Raw genomic sequence first — 25,914 nt, forward strand, 5'->3', positions numbered from 1 at the left:
CTAAACCCCCTTATTATTCGTTGAGTAGAAAGCGGTTACAATTTTTCCTATACCCTCTGTTTCAGACTCCCCCCTCTCACTTGCTGCAGGTGGCCTGTCAGCCTCCGTTCTGTCATTTCTTTTACAAGACTTACGCAATCCATCAGCTTTTCAAAATCAATTCCGGTTTCGATACCCATTTCATTAAGCATAAATACAAAGTCTTCGGTAGAATCATTTCCTGCAGCGCCTGGCGCAAATGGGCATCCACCCAGACCGCCAATGGCTGTATCGAAAGAGGTTATTCCAGCTTGCAAAGCAGCTAATGAATTAGCTTTTGAAAATCCGTATGTATCGTGGAAATGTGCTGTAACTTTAGCCTTTGTACCGAGGTCTAAGGTTTTTGAGAATAACTGATAGACCTGATGTGGATTCGCACGGCCGATCGTATCGCATAGAACAATCTCATCTACCTCTAACGTTTCCAATGTCTTCACCATATTCAATGTTGTTTCTTCCGCTACAATCCCTTCATACGGACAGTGAAAAGAGGTGGCAATACTGAACCTAACAAACATATCCTCACTTTTTGCTTCTTCTACCACTAGCGATAATTGGTGCAGTGATTCTTCCACGGACATCCGAACATTTTTCATATTAAACGTCTCGCTTACACCAGCAACAAGAGCAAGGTTTTTAGCGCCCGCTTCTCTTGCCAGTTCAAATCCTCTTTTATTCGGAATGAGGACCAGATATTGCAAATCCGGCTTTTGATTAATGTTTCGATAGACAACATCGGCGTCTGCCATTTGCGGCACATGCTTTGGCGACACAAACGAGGTTGCCTCCATTCTTTTGATCCCTGTCTCACCTAAGGCATGAATGAGCTGTAATTTCTGTTCGGTTGGGATAAACGTTTTTTCATTTTGTATGCCATCTCGTGGCCCCGATTCCATGATTTCTACACGATTTGGTAAATTCATCAGTCCCTCTCCCCCTTATCGTTTTAGAGCGCCTGTTTCATTATTGGTGAGAATCCCTTCCTCTTGCCATTCTTCATATTGCGAGTCTGTAATCCCGAGCTTCCCTTTTAATACCTCTTCCGTATGTTCTCCCAGCTTAGGTCCAGGCCAGTTAATGTTTCCAGGTGTCTTGCTCATTTTTGGAACAATGCCAGGGACCTTAAGTTTTCCTAACCCATCTACATCCAATTCGCAAATCATTTTACGAGCAATAAAGTGAGGGTCTTCCATCATATCTTCCACGCTATAAATGGAGCCGGCAGGAATGTTGTACTCATCCAGTATTTTCAGCGCATCCTTTAAGTTATGCTGGATTGTCCAGCCGCCTATGACTTTATCCAAATACTCGGACTTCTGTACACGTCCATGATTGGAAGCATAATCAGGATCATCACCCAAATCCTCTCGATTGATGGCATCCATCAGCCTTTTAAAGATTCCATCCCCATTTGCTCCGATAACCACATATTTTCCGTCTCTGCAAAGGTACGTATTGGACGGTGCAATTCCGGGTAATGTACTGCCCGTCCGTTCACGGATCACCCCGTATTGGTCATACTCTGGAACGGCACTTTCCATTAAGCTGTAGATGGCCTCGTAAAGAGCGACATCCACACATTGCCCTTCTCCCGTATGATCTCTATGATAGGCAGCCATCAATGCCCCCATCACGGCATAGAGAGCAGTTACAGAATCTCCCAAACTAATCCCTACTCTGGTCGGCGGCCGATCGGGATAGCCCGTTAAATACCGAATCCCTCCCATTGCCTCCCCAATACTGCCAAAGCCCGGTTTATTCCGATAAGGACCGTCCTGGCCATATCCTGAAACACGAACCATAATGATCGAGGGATTATATTTCTTTAAGTCGTCATAACCAATGCCCCACTTTTCCAGCGTGCCAGGTTTAAAGTTTTCAATAATAATATCTATCTCTTTAGCAAGCTCTCGAATAATTTCCTGCGCTTCTTCCTTGCGAAGATCTAAAGAGATGCTCTTCTTATTCCTGGACTGCACATACCACCATAAAGAAGTCCCCTCATGCAGCATTCTCCATTTCCGAATGGGGTCTCCTTTTCCTGGCGGTTCAACTTTAATAACCTCAGCACCGAAATCCGCCAATAATCTTCCTGCGAATGGTCCAGCTATTAAACTCCCTATTTCCAAAACCTTCAGTCCTTTTAAAGGCCCTCTCTTTTGATGATCCATCATACTTCCACTCCATTCTAGTAGTTTAACCTGCAATGGATGTAAGCGCTTTACATCCATTGCAGCGAACACTTTTTCTGTCACTTCTTAAAGGATTTGATCTTGTATTATATAAAAATTCTGATAATTATAATAATAGTTATCAGCGGTTTCTTTGTCAACGGTTAACCGTTGACATTTTTTTAAAGAATGGCTTCTGTTATTCTTTAACAACCCCTCGAGTTAATGTAAACTAATAAGTAGACAGAAAGAATGCCTTGAACCCATGTTGCTTAGGAGGGCTTGAATTGAGGGAAATTCAAAAAACAGAACTTTTGCATAGTCAGGTTTATACGATATTAAAAGCAATGATCATGGAGAGTGAATTTCAACCTGGAGAACGATTAGTTGAAACGAAGGTCGCCTTACAGCTTGGCGTAAGCAGAGGAACCGTCCGTGAAGCCTTTCAGATGCTGTTAAAGGATGGTTTGCTCACACGGGATAATAATGTCATATTTGTTTACAACCCTAGTGTTCAAGATATAGTGGATGTGTATGAATGCAGGAAAAGTCTGGAGTCTCTTGCCGTCAAATTGGCAACTACTCATATTCAGGACGAGCAATTGAATCGGCTTGGCTTCGTTCTTGAGGAATCAAAAAAGGCGGTAAAAAGAAATGATACCCAAACACTTACCAACCTAAATCAGGAGTTTCACGATATCATTGACTTGGCCTCCCATAATAAACAGCTCATCCAATTATGCGAGGTGATCAAAACAAAAACGCTTTATATTAGGAACAATGTCTTAAAAAATCATTTTAAAAATTTCTCGGATTTTGTAGATGATCATGAACGGATTTATTTGGCTATTAAAGAGCGAAAAGCTAGTAAAGCCGAACAGGAAATGATCACACATATTGAAAAAAGCTTCGAAACCATTCAAAACGCTTTAAATTCTGATCCTATATAGATGCGAGAATTGTGCGCAATACGGACGGCAAAGCCCTAACGTGTGACGGTTCAGGAGGAAACGGCCAGTGAATAAAGGACAAACTTCCTGCTATACAGGAATGGTATATGATTATGCCCCAAGAAAATCGCAGGCACAGGGCAAACATGCCATACCGAACAGTGATGCTTATAAGGGGGCAAAACGTTCTGGTATTAAGGAAAAGCGTCATGAGTCCAGTTTTGGACTTATGACGCTTCTTTTATATAGATAATTTAAGAAAGTGCCTGAAACAGTCCAATCATACTCTATGTGGTTTCCCCGTTTCTACAATTTAATCGTTTGAGAATTGTTTCTATAAACTAACAGTATGAAAAATAGAGCTAAATGTTCGTTAGCTCTACTTGAGTTGTTTTACTTATTTTGTTTCAGGCTCAGTTTTATTTCCTCTTCCACTAAGTCATAAAGACTAACAGATATAGAAGAGTTTCTTATACATTTAAGATCTTCAATCTGAACCATCATGTTCCTTGCTTCCGCCAAATAAGAGATTGCTTCCCTCATTTTCTCTTTATAAGGTTTGGTTGTTCTTTCGATTTCTGCAGCGAACTTTTCATCCGTACCAGATGTAATACAAGTTTCGTACATATCAATGATTTCATCTGTTTCTCGTTCAGGGTCATATTCATGAGGTGCTGTACTATCAAATATTGCGATGCCTTTTTCGCGAAGGATGACCATGTCTAAACTGTTTGGATCAAATCCGCAGTGGTAAATCTCAACGTCGTATCCTTTTTCTTCTCCAGCAGCTGCTATCTTCTTCAGCATTGTTGATTTCCCTGATCCCGCTCTGCCTTTAATAAAATAACGTTTGCAAATATCTTCTGTTAGACTTTGAATATAGTCAACTGCGCCATTTGGAGTTGCAGCACCTAGGAAACGATGTTTTACATTTGAAGTTTTTCCAGCAGTCTCCTCTCCATAGAAAAGGTCAATAAGCTCATTTGTCAATTCATTGGCTTTAGCAAAACTCATGTTAGCGATATAGATATCTTCAATGTCATCATGTGCTTTAAGTGATTCTGCAAATGTTGTATATGCTTTTTGGAATTTTGCGGAAATGTCCATATTAAGCTGATGAATTTCCTCATTATGTTCAGAAAGATGTTTAGTAGTCCTTTCATTTTCAAGAATGGTTATTTGCAAATTTTCGCTTGCTGCCTGTTTGAGAATCTCAGGTACTGCATCGTCAATAATTCCAACACCGGCATCAGGAACGATTAAACCTTCTGTCCAATCATTATTAGATGCACAATGCAAATATTCAATTGTATGTCCTTCTGCTCTTAATGTTTCACCTATTGTATTTATGAAGGCAGATTTATCTGATCGTAACCCCCCTTGAAGTAAAAACACACGATTCAATCCCCTTAATGCAGAGTCATAAAGACTAATATATCCTTTAGCTGTATTTCCACCTGCATAATAATGAAGCACTTTTCCACCCATACAATCATCCTTTCCCTTTTCTGCTAACATATGTTCACCATATATAAGGGTGAATGCCTACCTTTAAAAAGATAAAGCTCTTTTCTAAAAGATTGTTGCTTTTGGGTCATTTTAGTAAACAGCCATCATTGACAAGTTGATTGGAGTGTAAGGTGCGAGACTCCTGCGGGAAAAGCGGGACAGGTGAGACCCACAGGCGCGTGCGCCGAGGAGGCTCACCGCACGCCCCGCGGAAAGCGAGCATCCTGAAACGGAAATCAACCACTCCTAAGAGCAACAAAGGTTACGAAAACAGCCAAAGATAAAAAGCCTTTTCTAGACCATTACCTAACTTTCGAACCTCTTCCATTTCTTTCACAAGCTAATGGTTGCCCTCGATGATCTCAGGGAAATGAGCGTTTGCCAAAAACAAAACTAAGCGATCCAAATACAGGTTTAATGTGTTTATTTAATAATTCTTTATAATCTACACACTAATCTTTTATATTTACGTATTAAACTATTAACTGAAAGAACGGTAATGAATGCCTATTGTAATTTACGCAAACGGCAACTTAACCATGTGTTTCATTGCATCACTCAAAAATACGTAGTAGATTGGACGATATTCGCGACTCAGACAGTAACCGATTAAACGTTTAATGAAGATATTAGACAACATTGAAGGAGGAAACGATGACATTAACAAACGAACAAATTCTTACTGAGTTATCGGATCATCAACGAGCCATAGCAAAAACAGGTGGCCCTGCAATTACGGTAAAGTCTTTCTCCTGGAGTTTTGCCTTATGAGTATGTCAATGGGGAATGTTATGGATCTTAAAATTACACATGAAAAATTGAACGGCACTCATTATTTGGAATTAGTAGGAGAAGTTCAGAGCTACACGGCACCCAAGTTGAAAAAAATACTTGTCCCATTATCAGAAAAAACTAAACAAGACATAATTATTGATGTTGAAAAGATTGATTTCATAGATAGTGTTGGGTTAGGAGTTTTCGCTGGCGTGCTTAGATCAACGAAAAGGAACAACTGTACGTTAATGCTAAGAGGTATGTCGAATCGCGTCCGCCGATTATTTGAGGTAACAGGGCTTATAGAAATGGTTGAATCCAGCAAGAACAAGAAGACCATAGAAACGTTTGCCTAAGTTCGGCTTGTAAAAAAGAAGTATTCTTAAAAGTCAAAATGCAGGATATCCTTTACCTCATCTTTGTATTTTCGTCATTTACTTTTAAACCATTACTAGACTCAATGTTCTTATATTAAATTGAATAGAAAGTCTCATTCTACTCCTCATTCCCTTTGTATATGGATGATGGTGAAACAAAAATTCAATGCAAAATTATTTTGAGGGGAATGAGATGATGAAGCGAATTCGTGTCTGGTATTGGGTCTTCACAGCATTGTTAGCAGCCTTAATGCTCGCAGGTTCCATTCCTGATATTCTCTCTGTTTCTGCTGCTGTGGATTTATTTAATCATTTGGGCTATCCTGACTATCTTTTGCCTTTTCTCGGAATTGCCAAATTGTTAGGTGTTATCGCCATTCTGGTGCCAGGCGTTCCAAGATTAAAAGAGTGGGCCTATGCCGGTTTTTTCTTCGATCTGGCCGGTGCGATGTATTCTACGATCGCTGTTGGAGATCCCTTCAGTTCTTGGGTAATCTTTTTTGTTGGATTTATCTTGATTGCAGGTTCGTACGTTTTCCATCATAAGAAGTTAGCTGCAGTAACATTGAAAGATTCTACCCACACTTAAACCCCGATTTCATCAAACCTCAAAAGGGGCTGTCCTGAAAGTCGAAAATTGACCTTCAGGCAGCTCCTTTGACGTGAAAAATCTTCAATGAAAAGTTGATAGGAGTGCAAGGTGCGAGACTCCTGCGGGACTAGCGTGACAGGTGAGACTCCCGCAGGCGCTTGCGCCAAGAGGCTCACCGCACGCCCCGCGGAAAGCGAGCAGACTGGAGCGGAGATCAACAGCTACCAGACTTCTTGGACAGCCCCTTTAATGATTTGTTAGGAGCTATTTCAAAAAATTATGTGCGGAAAGAGTGTAAAGTTTCACAGTTTCAACAAGTTCTTTAATATCAACATATTCATCGGCATGGTGCGGGATATACCGATCACCTGCTCCTGTTGTAACGATTGGCACCCCTGCAAGATGAAGAAAAGTACCATCTGTTGCACCTGGTACACCGTTATAAACAGGATCCTTGCCCGTAACTTGGGTATATGCCTGTGCCATCGCTTGTACAAATTCATGATCTTTTGGCGTCTCAGTCCAAGGACGGTCTTCAATCAGTTCGAGTGTTGCTTTAAAATCATCATCATCTTCACTAAGCCGCTCAATAATATCTTCAATTTTGCTTCTTAATTGTTCGTGCTCCTGTCCCGGTACCGTCCGAATATCAAGAGTGGCCATACACTGTGCAGGAACTACATTGATTTGCGGCTCCCCCTTTACTGGTGCTTGGAGAATTGTAGGCGTGATACTTGGCCATCCGAGATAAGGATGTTCTCCCAGTCTTTCTTTTTCTGTTTGTTCCAGTTTATCCAATTCTACGATTAATTTAGCCATTCTTGTAACAGGATTTATTCCTGTGAGCGGCATAGCGCCATGAGCCATTTTTCCATATGTGTTCAAAACGATCCTCATCGCACCTTTTTGGGTAATGCATAGCTGATTCTCCTCTGGTTCACAAATAATGGCACCATGCACATCATTCGCCCAGCCATTCTTTATAAAATGTTTAATACCAATCATCATGCCTTCTTCGTCACATGGGATACAAAGTATAATTTTACCTTTGAATGCTGCGCCTGATTTTTTCATAGAATGAACAGCAGAAATTGCAGCCGCTAAATTCCCTTTTGTATCACAAGAACCTCTTCCATAAATTTTACCGTTACTGATTTCTCCCCCAAAGGGGTCATACGTCCAGGAGTCCAGGTCTCCTTCAGTTACCACATCTGTATGCCCCTCAAACAGAAGGGTTTTTCCGGGAATACCAGAGTCATAGATTGCTATAACATTCGGGCGTCCAGGCACTACTTCTTCATAGTAAACTTCTAATCCTATGTCCTTAAGATAATCAACGATGAAACGGGCTACCTTTTCTTCGTTTCCGTCTTCAAGATTTGGGCGATAAACACTTTTAATACGGATAAGGCTTCTTGTCAGTTCGACTACTTCTTTTTCATCAACATATTGGAGAATAGATTCTATAGCAGTTGTCATTGCTCCCTTCCTTTCCAAAGTGATTTTTTGACATCTTTACTTGATGGAAAGTTCTTGATCCCTTCAGCCTTCATAATGGCCTGGATGACTGCCTGTGCTAAAACGTCTGCAGCAATGGTTCCAATCAGATCAACAGAAGCACTCATATCTCCAGTAGCCAAAGAAAATATGGTGTCCCCATCATACATCGTATGCACAGGATAAATCGTTCTCGCTAATCCGTCATGAGCCATGGAGGCTACTTTCGAAGCTTGTGACTTCGTTAACTTAGCATTGCACGCGACAACTCCGATCGTTGTATTCGTGCCAGCAGTCAATGGAATTTCAGGTTGCTCAATCATCCATTCTAAGCTGCTTCTTATATTCCCTTGGTCATCTCTTGCACCCGCAATGACTTCTCCAGTTTCAGGATTTCGAATCTCCCCTATGGCATTAACGGCAACAATAGCACCCACAATTAAACCACTGGGCAAAATTAAAGACGCCGAACCGAGACCTCCCTTCATTGCTCGATGATGGCCAGCTACTTTACCAACCGTGGCCCCGTATCCTGCTCCTGAATTACCAAGTGGAAAATGTCCCCTTTCCGCGTTGGATGCTGCCTGATAACCCATTTCCCGATCTGGCCTTGCCGAAGGGTCACCAACAGGCAAATCAAAAAGGACAGCTGAGGGAACAATCGGAACAACTCCTACTCCAACATCCAAACCAATCCTTTTATCCTCTAAAAACTTCATGACCCCGCTTGCTGCATCCAGACCATAGGCACTTCCTCCTGCCAGGCAAATACCGTGCACTTGCTCAACGAGATTCAGGGGGTTAAGCAGATCCGTTTCCCGAGTCCCTGGAGCAGCCCCCCGAACATCCACACCACAAACGGCGCCTTTTTGCATTATTAAAACAGTACATCCTGTATAACCTATACGGTCTTCTTCATTGCCGATTTTAATGCCAGGGACATCCGTAATATTTTGAAAACATTCCACTACATATCTCCAGAAATCTTGGATTTTCTGTTCCCGCTATGATCCAGTTTTTTCCAAGCTACAACTACTGCCAGGGTAATGATAACGGAGACTATAGCTTCCGGTATGCCATTAGTAACCGCAATTGTAACCGCAACACCCGGTGCAATATAGCCTCTAACCACCGCCATGATTAAAACGAGGAGCGTATTGGTAAAAGCTCCGATAAAGCCAGCCACTCCAATAGCTGCATATTCGTTGACTCTCCGAAGTGAAATATAAGAGAAGTAAGCAGTGACACCAATAAACAATCGAGGAAGGATGGCCACTAGTGGATCCTTGAATAGTGGTATCGTTGCATCCAAAAAAGATGAAACACCGAAGATTAATCCAATAACCAGTCCAACAAATGGCCCTTGCATAACTCCTCCAATGATTGCAGGAACATGCATGATGGTTGCATTTCCTGCTGCTGTTGGAACAGGAATAAAACCTAACCGAGTGACACCAAGCAAAATAGCTACCGCTCCTAAGACACCTGCAATGACAATCTTTCTTGTGGTTAATCCTCTTTCCATTCGATTACCCTCCTTATTTTTTAAAAATGATAGTTTGGTAGTGATTCTAGTAGGGAAAAGGGAATGCTAGTAAGAATGCAGCGAATAAAATACAAAAAAGAATAGCTATATAATCTTTGGTTTGAGCCTTATACTTTGTGTAAATTGACCGTTCACTTCCTGGTGTATAGCACCTTGCTTCCATTGCGAGCACTAAGTCCTCTGCCCGGGACATAGCAACATTGAATAATGGAATAATAATAGGGAATACATCCTTTGTTCTTTGGATAATTCTCCACCAGGCACCCGTTCCAAACTCCGCTCCTCTGGATGCTTGGGCCTTCATCATTTTTTCCATTTCCATAGCAAACGTTGGAACAAAACGGATTGCTATCGTAATAATCAGCGCAAATTCATGAACCGGAAACTTTACATGCTTTAATGGTCTTAATAAACTCTCAATCCCATGTGTAATTTGTGTTGTAGAAGTACTTAAGGTTAGTACACTGCTTAAAAAGATGATCTCGATAAAACGAAAGGCAGAAACGACGACTAGCCTTATGCTGTTACTTGTTATCAGGATAAATCCATAATCCACTAAAACCGTTCCACCAGAAGCAACTTTGGTATAGAACAACAATTGCAGCACGGCTAATATCAAAATGAATGGGATTGCAGGCTTGACTCCTGATAAACCATAGTTAATGGGAATACGTGACATGTAAAATAACCAACAGGCAAAAGCAAGAGCAATAATATTACCTCCGTAGGTGTCACATACAGCCATTGCAATGACTAGAATCGTGAAGGCTAAAAGCTTTACGCGGGGATCCATACGATGAACAAGTGAACCAGTAGGCAAGTACTGGCCAATCGTTATATTGCGTGTTAATTCAAATTCAAAACCAGCCAACATTATCACCTCCTATGAAGGATAGAAACGATTTCCTGTGCGGCAGACTCCATTTCATATGCTTTAAGATTGACTGGATAACCCCGTTCTTTTAAACGTGCGAGAATCTCTACAGTTTGAGGTGCTCCAATATGGTGTTTAGCTAGGGTTTCCGAATTACCGAAAATGTCTCGGGGTGATCCTTCAACCAGATTCTTCCCTTCTGCCAACACATAAATCCTTTGAGCTAAATAGGCCACTTCCTCCATGTTGTGAGAAACAAAAATGACTGTCATGTTCTCTTTCTCGTTCAACTGACCTATTTTGTGCAAAAGTTCTTGTCTCGAATGGGGGTCAAGACCTGCTGTAGGTTCATCTAATACCAAAATTTTGGGTTGTAATGCCAGAACACCGGCCAAAGCAACTTTTCTTTTTTGTCCACCGCTCAGGGCATAGGTCACCCGGTCTTTCAGTCCCTCAAAAGAAAGTCCGACCAATTCCATTGCCCACTTGACACGATCCCTCACTTCTTTTAATGGGAGTCCCATTTTTAAAGGGCCATACGCGATATCATCACCGATCAGCTTTTCGAAAATCTGGTCTTCAGGGTTTTGAAACACGAGGCCTACTTTTCTTCTCAAAGCTTTTACATCAAGTTTTGAATCAGATAAATTTTGGCTATCCACCAATACTTCTCCGCGCTGAGGACGCATCAAACCGTTGAAATGCTGAATTAACGTGGATTTGCCGGATCCCGTATGACCAATAATCGCGATGCATTCCCCTTTTTTCACTTGTAAATTAATCCCTGAAAGCGCCTGGTATTCAAGAGGGGTCTTTTCCATGTACGTATGATATAAATCTTTCACTTCTAAAATGGGAAGATCACTCATCCTACAATCACCCCTCTTTTGGCTGATAGACGTACAACTTCTTGGACAATCTCGTTATTCTGGATTAAGTCTGCCTGAAATTCTTCGTCGTATTCATGAATCAATCTTGCTAATTGACTGGCAACAGGAACATCAAGCTTCAATTGATGCAACAGTTCATACTGCTGAAAGATTTCTCTGGGCGGGCCGTCCATTACAATCTGGCCTTGTTCAATAACGATCACCCGGCTGGCCTCTGCTACTTCCGACATATGGTGGGTAACGGATATTATGGTCATTCCGTCGTTATTCAGTTTGCGGACAACTTCCAAAATATCTCTTCTTCCATGGGTATCCAGCATACTGGTAGCTTCATCAAGTACTAAACAATCTGGCTTCATTGCAATGATTCCCGCAATGGCGACCCGCTGTTTTTGTCCGCCTGATAGGTGATGTGGCGGTCTTTTTCGAAACTCGCTCATCCCTACTGCTTCCAATGCATATTCAATTCTTTCTTTCATCTCGGATGCGGGTACTTCAATATTCTCTAAACCAAAGGCGACATCGTCTTCAACGATTGTCGCAACAATCTGGTTATCGGGATGCTGAAATACCATACCTACCTTTTGGCGAATCTCCCGGATTACATTCGTTTCTTTTGTATTGTAACCGCTTACCAACACATCGCCATTACTTGGCTTAAGAATTCCATTCAGGTGTTTTGATAGGGTGGACTTGCCGGAGCCGTTATGTCCAACAATCGCAACATATTCTCCTGGAAAAATATCAAAAGTAACTCCATTCAATACCGGTATGGAAGTATTGTTATTCACACTATATTCAAAACTAAGGTCGCTAACTTGAATAAGAGGTTTTGTCATTAAAATCCCCTTTCCCCTATGCTCTGGTAACTATAACGTTTTCGTTTTTACCAGGGGTTCATCAGCCTTCATAACTGAGTTTTGCTTTTTTAAACTGAAAACTAGCAAACTCGTCATTATTAAACTAAAGCCTAGAAAAAATAGCCCTGCCTCCATCTTTCCAGAAGCATCTTTTAAATAACCGATCATGTAAGGTCCGACAAATCCTCCTAAGTTACCAATCGAGTTAATCAGTGCTATTCCTACTGCTGCTGAGGCTTCTGTCAAAAATAAAGCAGGGAGTGACCAGAAGGGACCAAAAAAGCTGTAGATTCCAACGGTTGCAATGGACATCATTAAAATAGAAAGATAAGGATTAGACGTCATCCCTGCCCCAATTAAGCCTAGAGCCCCCAATAAAGGAGGTAGAGCCGTAAATAATCTTCGCTCACCTGTTCGATCTGACCGTCGGGCCCACCAAATCATACAAATTCCTCCAGCAATGTAAGGCACCATTGAAATAAGGCCGACTTGGGTGTTAGTGAGCAACGAAGAGAATGATTTTATGATGGTCGGCATCCAAAATCCAATGCCGTATAGACCGATAACCAGCGTTAAGTAGATGAGTGATAGTTTCCAAACCAGAGGGTTGGTTAGCACTTGACGAGTTGAATGGTGTTTCAGGCTCCCTTTCTGTCCGTTTTCATGTTGAATTTCCTGGATGAGCCACTCTTTTTCTTCTTTTTCCAGCCAATTTGCGTCTTGTGGACGATCCGTTAAGTAAAAAAACGTAACAATTCCAATGATGATTGCAGGTATTCCTTCTAAAACGAACATCCAGCGCCATCCAGGCATCCCTGCCCAATTAATAGAATCCATGATCCAAGTAGATAATGGAGCTCCAATGATATTTGAAGCTGCAAGAGCTGTCATAAATAAGGCGAAGGCTCTGGCCTGCTCTTTTGCCCGGAACCAGTAGGTAATATATAAAATAACTCCTGGAAAAAATCCCGCTTCCGCTACTCCTAAAAGAAAACGCAAAACATAGAGGTGTGCAGCACTCTGAGCCCAAGCTGTCATAATAACAACTAATCCCCAGCTGATCATGATCCGTGCGATCCACTTTCTTGCTCCTACTTTGTGCAAGAGTATATTGCTGGGAATTTCAAACAGAAAGTATCCAAAGAAGAAAATACCAGAGATTAAACCAAACGTAGAGCTTGCCAGTGCTAAATCTTTGTTCATATCTAATGCGGCATATCCAAGGTTTACTCGGTCAAGAAAGGCAACAATGTATAACAAAAAGATAAACGGAATGATTCTCCAAAATACTTTTTTTGTTGTACGCTCTTCAATTGATACATTAAGTTGATTCATAAAAACCTCCCCTTCTCATTCTGATTTCTTAATACTTAAATTCAGACTAGATTCCCCGGCCTCCATCGACATTCATAATTTCACCAGTGACGGCTTTTGCTAGATCAGAAGCTAGATATAAAGCTGCCTCCGCAATATCCTCCGGTTGAATCAAAGTGCCCAGAGGGACGCTGTCGAGAAAAATTTTCTTTTTGTCTTCCTCAACCTTTTCCTCATCACCAGGTAAGAATTTTCCCAGCATAGGAGTTTCAGCTGGTCCTGGATTAATGGCGTTAACCCGGATTTTATAAGGGGCTAATTCAAGTGCCAGTGCCTTGGTTAACATGATCGCCGCCCCTTTCGATGCACAATAAGCGTTTAATCCAGGTCTGGCCCGTATTCCTGCAATGGAAGCGATATTAATTATCGATCCTTTTCTCATTTTTTTCATATGAGGAACAAGATGCCGTGTGGTCAAAAAAATCGATTTCGCATTGACGTTCATAATCTTATCCCATTCACCTATGCTCATTTCTTCAATGGGAGTGAAAAACTGTGGAACTCCCGCGCAATTTAGCAGGACGTCTAAATTTTTGTATTTATCGACGGCTTCCTTGATCAGGTATTGGACACTTTCATCATCTCCCACATCTGTCTGAACGACCATTACTTCTCCTGCTTGTCCTATTTCTTCGGCTGTAAGGTTAGCAGCGTCTCTGTTTAAGTCTGCTAACACGACCTTTGCTCCTTGGGCTGCAAACACCTTAGCTGCAGCCTTCCCCATACCCGAGCCAGCCCCTGTAATTATAGCTGTTTTTCCTTCTAGCAATCCTGCAGTCATAGATTCATCACCACCATACGTTCATCTGTCATTTCCTGAATGGCGTAATGCGGTCCTTCTTTTCCAATCCCGCTGTTTTTCACACCGCCATATGGCATTACATCATTACGATAAGTTGATACATCATTTATGATTACCCCGCCGTATTGCAAAACTTTAGCCGCTCTCATCGCCAGCTGTAAATCACGGGTGAAAATGCCAGCCTGCAACCCATACTCTGATTGATTGGCGCATTGGAATGCTTCTTCAATATCCTGATAAGGAATGATACTAACAATGGGAGCGAACACTTCCTTACATACCACTTTCATCTCAGGTTTCGTGTTGACGAGTACTGTTGGAAATAATAAGGCACCTTCCCTTTTTACAGGCAACAAGGATTTTGCTCCTTGTTCAATGGCTTCATTCACCCATTTCTCTGAACGAATGGCTTCTTTTTCACTGATCATCGGACCTACGTCTGTTTCTGCTATTTCTGGATCCCCCACTTTCAATAGTTGTACATAATGTAAATAACGCTCTGTAAAATCATTCAGGAGAGATTGATGAACATATAGGCGCTGAACAGCTATGCATGCTTGTCCGGCATTATGAAAACTGCGGCTCGCCGTAAGTTTCGCAGCTAACTCTAAATCTGCATCACTATGAACAATGTTCGGGGAATTGTTGCCCAGCTCAAGAGCTACTGGCCTTAAACCGCTTCGTTCTTTAATATGCCTTCCGACTTCACCTGAACCAGTAAATGTATACATCGCAATGCGCTCATCTTCCAAGAGCCATTCACCAACCTCACTGCCTGCACCGGTGACGATGTTTACATAGCCTTTCGGAAGACCTGCCTCCTCCAAAAGATCCACTAGCTGAAAAGTCGCCAGCGGGGTAGTGGTAGCAGGCTTAATTACAATGGTATTTCCAGCAGCAAGAGCGGGAGCAATTTTATGAACCCCTAACAGCAAAGGGTAATTGAATGGAGTAATGACTCCAATAACCCCTTTTGGAACACGTATTGTAAAGCCTAACCGGTTATCTGCCCCTTCCGTCGCCTGCAGCGGAATCATTTCTCCGGCGATTCTTTTGGCTTCTTCCGAGGACAAACGGATCGTGTTAATCGTTCGGTCAAGTTCTCCCGCCGCATCTTTTTGGGTCTTACCCACTTCTTTTACTAATGAGAGTTCAAAATCCCTGCGTCTCTCCTCCATTAAATCAGCTGCTTTTGAAAGAATTGTAGATCGCTGGAAGGCTGTTAATTTGTCGGTCTTAAAGTTTTTTTTAGCCGCAGACACTGCCTGATCCACATGAAGCTTACTTGCTTTAGCGATGTTTGCAATCACCTCCCCTGTGTACTTATGATAAACAGGAATAGTTTGTTCGGTTTGAACGTGTTTTCCATCAATGTACAAATAGAGTTTTTTATCATTCAATAATGAAGTTTGTGTCTCGGTCATCCTTCATCCATCTCCCTAATTAAAATTCATACTCTTAAACGTCATTTGTTCATGAATGGCACTTCCAAATTCACTCGTCGTGTTTTTCCCGCCAAGATCTGGTGTTGATACCTTTCCTTCAAGGAGTACCTCTTCGATCGAGTCTACAATTAAGTCCGCAACTTCAGAAAAACCAAGATGCTCCATCATTAAGCTGATACTCCAGATCTGAGCAATGGGATTGGCTATTCCCTTTCCGGCGATGTCGGGCGCAGAACCATGAATCGGTTCAAACATTGAAGGGTACGTTTTTTCAGGGTTAATATTTCCTGAAGGGGCTAGTCCAAGGCCACCTACAATAGCTGCCCCAAGATCAGTTAAGATATCACCAAAAAGGTTACTTCCTACAACAACATCAAGTTCTTCAGGCCGTGTAATAAAATAGGCCGCCAGTGCATCAATATGATAAATATCAGTTCGTATAGATGGATGATTCCGGCTGACTTCCTTTACGATTTCATCCCAGAAAGGCATTGAGTGATTAATACCGTTCGATTTAGTAGCTGCGGTCAGCCGTTTTTTGGTTCTTTTTTCAGCCAAGGAGTAGGCATATTTGATCACTCGTTCGGTTCCATATCTCGTAAACACATTGTTTTGTACAGCAAGTTCAAAGGGAGTATTCTCGTGTATCCGCCCTCCCATGTTGGAGTATTCTCCCTCCGTATTTTCACGGACTACTACAAAATCCAAATCATCATGCGCTTTATAACGAAGAGGGCTGTCCAATCCTCTTAGAAGTTTAATTGGACGTAAATTGATATATTGCTGAAAAGTCCTCCGAATAGGCAAGATCAGCTCCCAAACGGATATGTGGTCAGGTACAGATGGGGCTCCTATCGCTCCAAGCAGTATGACATCGTAATCCCGCAAAATTTCCAAACCATTTTCAGGCATCATCTTTCCATGTTTTAAATAGTAATCACAATTCCAATCAAAGGAGTCGATAGAAAAATGAATCCCTCCGTGAAGTTCCTCAATCCTTTTTAATGTTTTTAACCCTTCTGCCATCACTTCAGGCCCAATTCCATCTCCAGGTATGGCGGCAATCGAAAAATGCTTCAAGTTATCACCTCATTTTGTTCTGTTAATGATAATTACTTTGCAAGTTTCGTGCCAATTCTGTTAATTTTAAATTTTCTGAACTTATCACGTAAAAAAATAGTACCGAAGAGAATTTTTGTTGCGTTTTACAACAAACGTTTCAAAATAAAACATTATAATCGGTATTCTTTCATTTTCCTCCAAAGAGTTGACCGGTCAATCCCAAGAGCATTTGCTGCCTCTGCTTTGCTCTCATATTTTTGAAGTGCTCCTTGAATTAACTCTTTTTCACTCTCTTTTATTGTGATTGCACTGCTCTCTATTGTTCTTGTGTTGTTCTTCCTAAGCTTAGGGTAAAAAAAGGAAGCATCTTCAGCCAAAATTTCTGTTCCTTTTTGCAGTAAAACAATTCGCTCCAAGACATTTCTTAATTCACGGATGTTACCCGGCCAGTGGTAATGCTGCAAAACAGAAATAAAATCTTCTTCAACTTTTACTATTTGCCTGCGATGCATTTCGTTGAATTGCTCAATAAAATGTCCGGTAAGTAAAGGGATATCCCCCAGTCTATTTCGTAAAGGCGGCAATTCAAGAGAGAGTACATTTAATCTATAATATAAATCTGTCCTAAATTCCTTCTTGGTAATTCCTTCTTCAATATTTGAATTTGTGGCTGCAATAATTCGAACATTAACAGGAATCGTTCGTTGTCCACCAATTCTGCGTACAGACCTTTCCTGAAGAACACGCAAAAGGTGCGCCTGTATCTGCAAAGGCATTTCGCCAATTTCATCCAAAAAGAGGGTCCCTCCATGTGCTAATTCGAAGAGTCCTTGTTTACCGCCTTTTCTTGCACCTGAAAAACTTCCTTCTTCATAGCCAAACAATTCACTCTCCAGGAGACTTTCAGGAAAGGCTGCACAATTAACAGCAACAAAAGGACCAATAGCACGGCTGCTTTCCAGATGGATCCCTTGAGCAAATAATTCCTTACCTGTTCCAGACTCCCCTGTAATTAAAACCGTCGCATCCGTTTTCGAAAAGATCTTTGCCTGTTCTTTGGCTTCTCGGATCTCTTTTTCCTCTCCAATAATATCTTCGAGTCTGTATTTTGCTTCTAATCCGTGCTCATGCAACTTTTTCCTTAGTTTCATTTCCAGCCTTTGCAGGTCAGTGATTTCCTTAAAATTAGATACCGCTCCTACCACAGTATGGTTAAGAATGACTGGAAAACGATTAATAATAATTTGCCGATCGAGGATCTTAGCAACATCCCCTATTTCTTTCCTTCCAGTCTGAAGCACTCTAAGCATATCCGAGTGCGGAATAAATTCCGTTATGTACTTTCCAACGACTTCACCTTCAAGTCCTAAATACTTTTTTGCATTTTCATTGGTTAGAGTTATTTTCCCTTGGCGGTCTACCGCTATTAATCCATCATGAGCAGAATCGACGATGGCTTGTACCTGGTATTTTTCTTTGGACATCTCTCTGGTGACACCCAAGAGGTTTATCGCCTGTCTTATAGAGGAAAATACGGTATCCATTGATGGTTGAACATAATATAGGTTCTCTTTTGTTTGTTGGGCAATGGGCAGATGACTTTCCCAAGAAGGAATTAGGAAAGATGTGTTTATCTTTGCATTTCCAAAATCGATGTTGTCTTTGCTGCAAATTTCAAATGTTTTATTGTAAATCATTTGATTCTCATTATCCAGCCATTTTTTTTCATCATTTGATACGATAATGAGTGGTTTTTTTCCAAGAAGATCGTACTCGTCTATCGTTTTTTTAAAATCACTTAAGTGCAAGGACAAGGGGACAATGGGAATCGAAAATGATTCAACCTCGTTTAAATAGATGGAAGGGGTAATAAGGACAAATGGATTCATAATATGATCTATGACTGTTTTTCTTGAATGAAATGAGGATGTTTGAATGCCACTCTTTATTAATATGTGAGTAATGAATTCCTCTAGCCCCTTATCCACTTTGTATAATGCAATCATTGATCAACCTCTTTTCTTATAAGTTAGAATAAAAAAGGGGCGCATATCCTTTTGCTAATTAATTTCAAATCTAGTGTAACATAGTTATTTTTCAACTTATCTATTTAATAGTAAGGTTTTCTAGTGTTTTACTCAGTAGCGTAAAAAAGACTAACACTATAAAAAAAGAGAATAACCTGCACTCTTCAAATAAAAATTATCCAACTTCAAAAAAGCCTATCCACATTTCTCAAAAATGAAAAGCCTTTCTCTAATCGTTATAGAGAAAGGCCTTTCATATACTTACCCAACTTCAAGCCTTTTAAACTGTGAGAGGACCAGCCGGTAATATTCCTTCTCGAGCTCCATCAGCTCCTCGTGGCTTCCTTGTTCAATAATGTTTCCGTGATCGAGCACGATGATGTTATCGGCCTCTCGTATGGTGGAAAGGCGGTGCGCAACGATGATGGCCGTCCTCCCTGCAAGAAGGGTCTTCAGTGCTTTTTGAATGTTGACTTCGGTTTCAGTATCAATACTCGCGGTCGCCTCATCTAGAATAAGGATGCGTGGATCCGCAAGCAGGGCTCGTGCAAAAGACAAGAGCTGCCGCTCACCTACAGACAGGACATTTCCCCGCTCTTCTACTTCCGTCTGGTAGCCATTCTTCAGCTTGTTGATAAATAAGTGAGCTCCTACCGCTTCAGCTGTTTTTTCTACTTCCTCATCCGTTGCGTCAGGCCGGCCAAACCGAATATTTTCCATAATGGTTCCTGAGAAGATGAAAGTATCTTGTAGAACAATACTCACTTTTTGGCGAAGACTATCAAGCTTCATGTCTTTAATATTAATATCGTCAATTTCAATGGTGCCCGCGGTCGCATCATAAAAGCGGCAGATTAGATTGGCAATGGTAGATTTTCCTGAACCGGTATGCCCGACTAAAGCAACGGTTTCTCCCGCTTTAATGATCAAATCGATGCCGTTTAGCGCTTTTCGTTTTCCATCGTAAGAAAACTCCACCTCCTTAAACGTGACCTTTCCTCTTACATCTTCCAGTTCCACAGGATTCGTAATCTCCGCAACATTTGGCCTTTCATCTAAGAATTCAAAAATCCGTTCTGAGGACGCCATACCGACAAGGAGCTGATTGTACACTTGGCCAATCCTTGAGATTGGCTCCCAGAACATACCGAGATAAAAGGCAAAAGATACGAACACCCCCATCTCAAGAGAGCCTTGCTGAATTAAATGCGACCCATACCAAATCAGAATGACGGTCCCAATGGCGTTCGATACATCAACAAAGGGACGGAACATGGCGTTTAGCCTTGTCGCCTGTTTCCAGCTCAAAAGGTTGTCGTTGTTTATCCCTTCAAAGAAGTTCATATTCTCCTGTTCTTGAGTGTACGACTGAGTCACCCTGATGCCTTGAATGCTTTCGTTCAGATGAGAGTTAATCTTGGCTTGCCGGGCACGAACCACCTGCCAGGAACGGCGGATTCGGCGGCGGATACTCGTTGAGATGATAAACATGAGCGGGACAACCACCATGATAGCCAATGCAAGCGGCGGACTGTAGACAAACATAAGTACAATGATTCCAATTAGCAAAATTAAATCCATTAGGACATTGATGACCCCGTTCGTAAACAGGTCCTGAAGCGAGTTAACATCATTAATCACCCGCACAAGTATAGAGCCTGCCGAACGCTGATCAAAGAAACGGTGGGACAGCCGCTGGATATGCTTAAACAAATGCTGTCGGATGTCACAGATAACGAGCTGCCCTAGTTCATTCATCCACCTGATTCGATACGTGTTGGCGACCCATGAAACGATATACATGGTGCCAATGGCCGCGATCAGCTCAATCAGCAATGGTGTGTTTTTATTTTTGATCGCATGGTCAAAAGTCAGAACTCCGATAAAAATAGGCACGACGAGCCGGATCCCTGTCGTAAGCAGCATGGCCATCACCGCTTTTGGCAGCAGCGATTTTTTGTATGGCCTCATATACTCGAAGAGCCGGAGCATGAGCCCCCAGTTAAACGGCTTGTCAATGGGCGGTTCGCTGGAATAAAAGAACCGTTCTTTTTTTCGTTTCACCATGTTCAATACCCCGCTGACACTCGTTTGGCTTCGAGTGCTTCTCTATCCTTATATTGAAATTCGTACGTACGTTTATATAGCCCTTCTTGCTGGATTAACTGTTCATGAGTTCCTCTTGCGGCAATCCTGCCGTTCTCAAGCACTAAAATCTCATCCGCATGTTTCAGGGAAGAAATGCGATGGGCGATAATAAAAGTCGTTCGGCCTTTCATGACTTCCTGGAAGGCCTGTTGAATCTTAAATTCCGTTTCCATATCCACAGCGCTCGTCGCATCATCTAAAAGGAGGATGCCCGGATTGATGAGAAGCGCTCGCGCGATGGAAATCCGCTGCTTTTGGCCACCGGAAAGACCAAGTCCTCTTTCTCCAAGCTGAGTTTCATACTGCTGAGGAAGCTCCATAATAAAATCATGTGCCTGTGCCATTATTGCTGCTGCGATAATGTTGTCCATGTCCGCATCCGGGTTACCATAGGCTATGTTATCTTTGATGGTCGAGGAGAATAAAAACGATTCTTGAAACACAACGCCAATATGCTGCCGGAGTTTATTGGGATCATATGTTGATATTGATTTACCGTCAATCAGAATCTCGCCATGCTGAGGGTCGTAAAATTTGGAGATGAGCTGGGTGAGTGTCGTCTTACCGGAACCGGTCGCTCCCATCAATCCAATAATCTGGCCCTTCTTCGCATGAAATGAAATGTCTTCAAGAGGAGGATTTTCTTCTGCTCCGTATCGGTGCGTAACCCCTTTAAATTCGATATCCCCTTCAATGTTTTCGATAGCTTCCGATTGATGGTTGAGCTCGCCAGGTTCATCCAGGAGCTCTACTAACCGTTCACCGGAAGCTTTTGATTGTGAGAAGGTATTAATAATAAATCCAAGCCCCATAATAGGTCCGATAATGTACCAGACTAAACTGAAAAAGGCGACAAGCTCTCCAGGCATAAGCTTCCCTTGAATGACAAGATAGCCGCCATACGATAAAAGAAAGACGACACAAAGATTGCCGATCAATTCCATGAGAGGAAAGTATTTTGCCCAGATGCCAGCGGTAAAGATTTGTTTATCTTTATAATTGTTGTTGGTAGCCATAAACTTACTAATCTCGAAATCTTCTCGGGATAGTGACTTTACCGTCTGCATCCCGCTGACATTTTCCTGGACCTTGGTGTTCAAGTTTCCCATTGACTTACGTATGGCTTGAAACGCAGGATGAACCGCTTTATCAAACCGATAGACCACAACTCCCAAAAATGGGAGTACGCCTAAGGTAACAAAAGCAAGCGGGACGGAGTAATAGAACATCACCATCAAGCTGAAACCAATGAGAAAGACAAAATTGATCAACTGTGCAAAGCCGAAAGAGAGGAAGAAACGAAAACCTTCAACATCTGCAGTGAGCCGGGACATAAGATCACCGGTTTTGGCATTATCGTAATAACCAAAAGGCAAGAACTGCAGTTTTTCATACAATGCTTTCCTCAGCCGGTAGACCGCACTGACACCGAATAGATCGCCAAGATACTGATTAATAAAGGTGAATCCGCCTTTGGCTGCCATCAGGACAACGAAGGCCAAGGCAAGCTTAGGCACATTTTCGTACTTTCCTTTCAAAATAACATCATCTATCGTATATTGAAGCACCATCGGATAGATGACTGTCATGCCCGTTAAGATAATGAGTGTTAGGACTGACCAGATGAAGTACCTTTTGTAGGGCCAATAAAATGCTTTCAATTTCCGGAATGTTTCCACAATCTCACCCGCCACTTTTTTATATATTTTGAAAAGAGCCACAATATAGATATTATAATGCGGGTCCAAATAAATAACTAATATTTGGGATTTAATCCGAAATTCCTAGCTTCTCCTTCCTCTCAGTTTCTATTTCGCTTTCTGCTGCAAGGGATTTTCCTAGGTCATTTCATGGATACTTTAATAATTTAAACGCGTGACTTATGAAGCATTTTTACTTTAAATGAAAAAACCCTCTTCCTAAACACCGATTGAGTGTAATGGAAGAGGGTTTTAAATTATTGGGTACCTATTGTCAGTGATCGGCCTTCTTGAACAGCACCTTTAACATTGATTTTTGAAAAAACATTGTGAGTGACGAGTGTAATCCAAAACGCGAGGACACTGCCACTGAAGAATAAAGAGAGGCCTTGGAAATTGTAGATAAACAGCAGGATGAAAAGTGCTCCGCACCATAGCAGAAAGCTATGGAGCGGGAACATGACGGCAATCAGGAAGACGTTCTTTATATACTGCAATGGTTTGCATTGGTAATGAACATACACAGGGAAAAAATAAAGGTTGAACGTACCGAACAATACGACACACGCGAACCAAATGATCTTTGCATAAACCAAGGCTGTAGAAGTCTGGTTCATGTAAAACTTGTAATCTAGGACAAACAGCAGCAAAGCGGCCATAAGCACAAGACCGATTTTTTGAGACTTGAAGAGTTCTTTGCGATATGTGTGCCAAAACAAATGGAACAGTTTGATATCCGTGTTGCCTTGTACCCATTTTCTTGTCACGGTGTACATGGCGATGGTTGAAGGAAACAATCCAAAAAGAACAAACCCCGCCAACGTAAATGCCAGCCAAAGTATGTTCAAATAAGCAATCCTCATGACCCATTCACACATATGATAAAGTTTCCCAATGTATCCTTTTTCCACAACTGCCACTCCTTACTTTATATCGTCAGTGTCCATCATAGTCTCATGACACGTACCACATGCTTCTCTGCCTGCTGAATTTCAATCCGCTCCTGAGGATCAACAATGACTTCTTTGTCATCCAAGTATATGGATTGATTAGAATCCATCGGAAGATCTAAAAGAATTTTCCATCCTTTATTTTTCATTGCAATCTCATAAACCGTTTCTTTCTCATTTTGTGTAATGGAAATATCGCATTCATTCTGTTTCTCTCCGAGCCCAATTTGTACATTCCTCACCGATAACGTATCCCAGCCTTGTGGAAGACGGGGCCTTATGGTCACTTCTTTCCAATACGCTCTCGGCTGAATGCCAAAGATATGAGTCAGCAGCGGCCATACTATGCCATAGGACGTCCATGCCTGTACGAAGCATCCGTAATCTGGAGACATTTCATGAATCGATCCAGGCAGTTTTTTATTGAATGTGCTTGCTATGAGATTAACAAACTTTAACGCTTCATCTATTCGGTCATACCGGCATTCCGCCACCGCCTGGACGCTTGTAGAAATCGTCATCATATGCGTACGGTACATGCCTGATAGATATGTACCCCACGGTCCGGTGAATTCATTGGTTCCCATCCGGTCCAAGGCTTTGATCGCCTGTTCTCTTGGAGCAAGCCCTGTTTCCATCGGCGTATTGATCACCCAGTTTTTAAAAAGCCAAGGCTGCTGCACATTTCCATCTAGTTTTGACATCTTTTCTTTCATTTCTTGTAATTCTGCTGCAGCTTGATCGGCACCGCCTTCTCTCGCATTGCTGATGTACAAATCTATTTTTTCAAGAACCAGATCTGGTGTTGCCATCGCATCAGCGTAGAGGCCTTCATCTTCCAGCCAAAAGTCACGGTTAATAATCTCGCCAAGCTGTTTACCTATTTGTTGATAATGAAGAGCTGTATCCTTTTCACCCATCAGCTCGGCCATCAATGCTCCTGTACGCAACGCTTCATACGTATAGACTGCTGTATCGATTAATTCAACGTTTAATCCTTCGATTTCAATGATTCCATATCCTTCCGGAAGCAGATCATGATCAGGATCCATCTCTTCAAACAGCCACTTAATGCCTTTTTTTACTGACGGATACATCATCTTTATGAAATCCCTATCACCCGTCCAAAGAAATGTTTCCCATACACATTTAATAAAATGCGGTGTTTCTTGGGTATTACCTTTATTTGCTACGGCTCCGCTCGTCAGGATCTCATGAACAATGCGGCCGTTCCCGTTTTCTGTTTCTGATACTTTTTGAAGGAGTGATAAGGTTTGTTGCGCTAATTCCAGGTTGCCAAGTGGAAGGTTACCCAGCAGAGCATAGCTGCTGTCACAACCGAACCACCACGAGTACTCTGGATGGCCGGCTGCCAGCCCTCGGCCTAATCCCTCGACTTCCATTGTCAGCCAATCCATATTAAACTTGTTCCAATTGAACACCTTTTCCAGCTGCTTATCAGGAATGGAGATAGCTGTTTTGCTGAGCATCTCGTTATATCGTGTTTTCTTTGTTTCAAACAACTCTTTTGAATGTTCTTTCATGTTACTGAACGTTTTTAGTGCCGCTTCTGCCGATTGGTTGGATCCTGCTACAAAAAACGTTAAGCTAATTGTTTCACCTTGGCTGATTTCGAAAGACTCATAGGTTAGCTGACCCGAAATCCCTTGCCCAGCCGTATGCTCAGGACCAAAAAGAGAGCGGTCTATTTTACTTTTAACGAGTGGCCTGTCGGAGCCGAACACAACATACCATGGGTTCAACGTATCGGATCCTATGAAGACATCGTTCTCTTCATCCAATTCACCGGCATCTTCTCCATCCTGTATTCCGATTTGATCGGAATACCAGACAGGGCTTAAGTCCGTTCTACCTAAGAAAGAAGCTTGAAATACCCGCCTTTTGTCTGATTGATTCGTAACTTCATAGGTGACGACCGCACCTTCTGTTTGATCCGGACAAAACTGCCTTCTGATGACTGTCAGTTCACGTTCCTTAATCATATATTCATGCTCATTGTAAAAAGGATAGTTATGAAAGACGTCTGCTTCCTCGAGCCAGAACCCATGAGTTGAGTCCGTTTCTTGGAGATGCAGCCAGTATCCGTCCAATAGTTTGATCGGATGCGTCCACACACCTCCCATTTCATCCTTAACGTGATGCCCAAAATCGGGAAACAACCCACTTTGTGCTCCCACTATATAGCTTCGGTCGCCGGCACAAATGTACAGATCCGACAACATTTCTTTTTTTCTTTCGATAAAATCATTTACTGCAGGATCATTCAATTGCTGTTCCTTAATAGTCATATTGCTTCCCCCTTGCCG

Annotated in this window: 23 protein-coding genes and 1 pseudogene; 4 read left to right on the top strand and 20 right to left on the bottom strand. The window is 42.0% G+C overall.

What is annotated here, in order from left to right; translation table 11 throughout:
- Nucleotides 1-47 precede the first annotated feature (47 nt).
- Together AR335_RS04555 and AR335_RS04560 are read right to left on the bottom strand one after the other, a co-directional pair.
- Nucleotides 48-962 (bottom strand): hydroxymethylglutaryl-CoA lyase, encoded by a 915-nt coding sequence (locus AR335_RS04555; RefSeq protein ID WP_082683342.1) that lies wholly within the window; start codon nt 960-962, stop codon nt 48-50.
- Nucleotides 963-977: 15 nt separating this feature from the next.
- The gene (locus AR335_RS04560) at nt 978-2,210 is read right to left on the bottom strand and encodes a CaiB/BaiF CoA transferase family protein (RefSeq protein WP_062232572.1); all 1,233 of its coding nucleotides are present in this window, start codon (nt 2,208-2,210) and stop codon (nt 978-980) included.
- A gap of 287 nt (nt 2,211-2,497) precedes the next feature.
- Here AR335_RS04560 and AR335_RS04565 point away from each other — a divergent pair, with 287 nt between their 5' ends.
- Nucleotides 2,498-3,160 carry a GntR family transcriptional regulator gene (locus AR335_RS04565; protein ID WP_062232341.1) on the top strand — a complete coding sequence of 221 codons (663 nt, stop codon included), beginning with the start codon at nt 2,498-2,500 and terminating at the stop codon, nt 3,158-3,160.
- A pseudogene (locus tag AR335_RS04570) lies at nt 3,160-3,358 on the top strand (DUF2690 domain-containing protein); the annotation flags it as partial. The gene AR335_RS04565 and the pseudogene AR335_RS04570, both read left to right, overlap by 1 nt.
- Nucleotides 3,359-3,553: 195 nt before the next feature.
- On the opposite strand, the gene AR335_RS04575 reads toward AR335_RS04570, so the two are convergent.
- Nucleotides 3,554-4,648, bottom strand: coding sequence for a PRK06851 family protein (locus AR335_RS04575; RefSeq protein WP_062232342.1), 1,095 nt, complete (start codon nt 4,646-4,648; stop codon nt 3,554-3,556).
- 111 nt (nt 4,649-4,759) lie between these two features.
- Nucleotides 4,760-4,909, bottom strand: coding sequence for a hypothetical protein (locus AR335_RS23615; RefSeq protein ID WP_156418844.1), 150 nt, complete (start codon nt 4,907-4,909; stop codon nt 4,760-4,762).
- A gap of 527 nt (nt 4,910-5,436) precedes the next feature.
- On the opposite strand from AR335_RS23615, the gene AR335_RS04580 reads away from it, so the two are divergent.
- Together AR335_RS04580 and AR335_RS04585 are read left to right on the top strand one after the other, a co-directional pair.
- On the top strand, nt 5,437-5,799 hold the full coding sequence (locus tag AR335_RS04580; RefSeq protein WP_234293185.1) for an STAS domain-containing protein: 363 nt from the start codon (nt 5,437-5,439) through the stop codon (nt 5,797-5,799).
- A gap of 214 nt (nt 5,800-6,013) precedes the next feature.
- Nucleotides 6,014-6,409, top strand: a complete 396-nt coding sequence (locus AR335_RS04585; protein ID WP_234293187.1) for a DoxX family protein — start codon at nt 6,014-6,016, stop codon at nt 6,407-6,409.
- Here AR335_RS04585 and AR335_RS23620 read toward each other — a convergent pair.
- From AR335_RS23620 to AR335_RS04660, 16 genes are all read right to left on the bottom strand, one after another.
- On the bottom strand, nt 6,406-6,630 hold the full coding sequence (locus AR335_RS23620) for a hypothetical protein (RefSeq protein ID WP_156418845.1): 225 nt from the start codon (nt 6,628-6,630) through the stop codon (nt 6,406-6,408). The two genes, AR335_RS04585 and AR335_RS23620, sit on opposite strands and share 4 nt — an antisense overlap.
- Before the next feature lie 46 nt (nt 6,631-6,676).
- Nucleotides 6,677-7,891, bottom strand: a complete 1,215-nt coding sequence (locus AR335_RS04590) for a M20 family metallopeptidase (protein ID WP_062232345.1) — start codon at nt 7,889-7,891, stop codon at nt 6,677-6,679.
- On the bottom strand, nt 7,888-8,877 hold the full coding sequence (locus AR335_RS04595) for a P1 family peptidase (protein WP_062232346.1): 990 nt from the start codon (nt 8,875-8,877) through the stop codon (nt 7,888-7,890). The genes AR335_RS04590 and AR335_RS04595 overlap by 4 nt, the downstream gene beginning before the upstream one ends.
- Nucleotides 8,877-9,434 carry an ECF transporter S component gene (locus tag AR335_RS04600; protein ID WP_053358239.1) on the bottom strand — a complete coding sequence of 186 codons (558 nt, stop codon included), beginning with the start codon at nt 9,432-9,434 and terminating at the stop codon, nt 8,877-8,879. The genes AR335_RS04595 and AR335_RS04600 overlap by 1 nt, the downstream gene beginning before the upstream one ends.
- Nucleotides 9,435-9,480: 46 nt before the next feature.
- Complete coding sequence (locus AR335_RS04605) at nt 9,481-10,326, bottom strand: energy-coupling factor transporter transmembrane component T family protein (protein WP_234293188.1); 846 nt, start codon at nt 10,324-10,326, stop codon at nt 9,481-9,483.
- 5 nt (nt 10,327-10,331) lie between these two features.
- Nucleotides 10,332-11,198, bottom strand: a complete 867-nt coding sequence (locus AR335_RS04610) for an energy-coupling factor transporter ATPase (protein ID WP_062232349.1) — start codon at nt 11,196-11,198, stop codon at nt 10,332-10,334.
- Complete coding sequence (locus AR335_RS04615) at nt 11,195-12,058, bottom strand: energy-coupling factor transporter ATPase (protein WP_062232350.1); 864 nt, start codon at nt 12,056-12,058, stop codon at nt 11,195-11,197. The genes AR335_RS04610 and AR335_RS04615 overlap by 4 nt, the downstream gene beginning before the upstream one ends.
- A gap of 30 nt (nt 12,059-12,088) precedes the next feature.
- Entirely contained in the window at nt 12,089-13,414 is a 1,326-nt protein-coding gene (locus AR335_RS04620; protein WP_062232351.1) for an MFS transporter, read from the bottom strand.
- A gap of 46 nt (nt 13,415-13,460) precedes the next feature.
- Nucleotides 13,461-14,234 carry an SDR family NAD(P)-dependent oxidoreductase gene (locus AR335_RS04625; RefSeq protein ID WP_062232353.1) on the bottom strand — a complete coding sequence of 258 codons (774 nt, stop codon included), beginning with the start codon at nt 14,232-14,234 and terminating at the stop codon, nt 13,461-13,463.
- Nucleotides 14,231-15,679, bottom strand: a complete 1,449-nt coding sequence (locus AR335_RS04630; protein ID WP_062232355.1) for an aldehyde dehydrogenase family protein — start codon at nt 15,677-15,679, stop codon at nt 14,231-14,233. Before AR335_RS04630 ends, AR335_RS04625 begins: the two co-directional genes overlap by 4 nt.
- Nucleotides 15,680-15,694: 15 nt before the next feature.
- On the bottom strand, nt 15,695-16,780 hold the full coding sequence (locus AR335_RS04635) for a tartrate dehydrogenase (protein WP_062232358.1): 1,086 nt from the start codon (nt 16,778-16,780) through the stop codon (nt 15,695-15,697).
- A 152-nt stretch (nt 16,781-16,932) separates the two neighbouring features.
- Nucleotides 16,933-18,768 carry a sigma-54 interaction domain-containing protein gene (locus AR335_RS04640; protein WP_082683343.1) on the bottom strand — a complete coding sequence of 612 codons (1,836 nt, stop codon included), beginning with the start codon at nt 18,766-18,768 and terminating at the stop codon, nt 16,933-16,935.
- A 282-nt stretch (nt 18,769-19,050) separates the two neighbouring features.
- On the bottom strand, nt 19,051-20,856 hold the full coding sequence (locus tag AR335_RS04645) for an ABC transporter ATP-binding protein (protein WP_062232360.1): 1,806 nt from the start codon (nt 20,854-20,856) through the stop codon (nt 19,051-19,053).
- 2 nt (nt 20,857-20,858) lie between these two features.
- Nucleotides 20,859-22,616, bottom strand: coding sequence for an ABC transporter ATP-binding protein (locus tag AR335_RS04650; RefSeq protein WP_062232578.1), 1,758 nt, complete (start codon nt 22,614-22,616; stop codon nt 20,859-20,861).
- A 278-nt stretch (nt 22,617-22,894) separates the two neighbouring features.
- Entirely contained in the window at nt 22,895-23,548 is a 654-nt protein-coding gene (locus tag AR335_RS04655) for a YesL family protein (protein ID WP_062232362.1), read from the bottom strand.
- A gap of 35 nt (nt 23,549-23,583) precedes the next feature.
- Nucleotides 23,584-25,896 (bottom strand): hypothetical protein, encoded by a 2,313-nt coding sequence (locus tag AR335_RS04660; RefSeq protein WP_062232364.1) that lies wholly within the window; start codon nt 25,894-25,896, stop codon nt 23,584-23,586.
- Nucleotides 25,897-25,914 lie beyond the last annotated feature (18 nt).

The organism is Fictibacillus sp. FJAT-27399 (assembly GCF_001510655.1).
Taxonomy (GTDB): domain Bacteria; phylum Bacillota; class Bacilli; order Bacillales; family Fictibacillaceae; genus Fictibacillus_C; species Fictibacillus_C marinisediminis.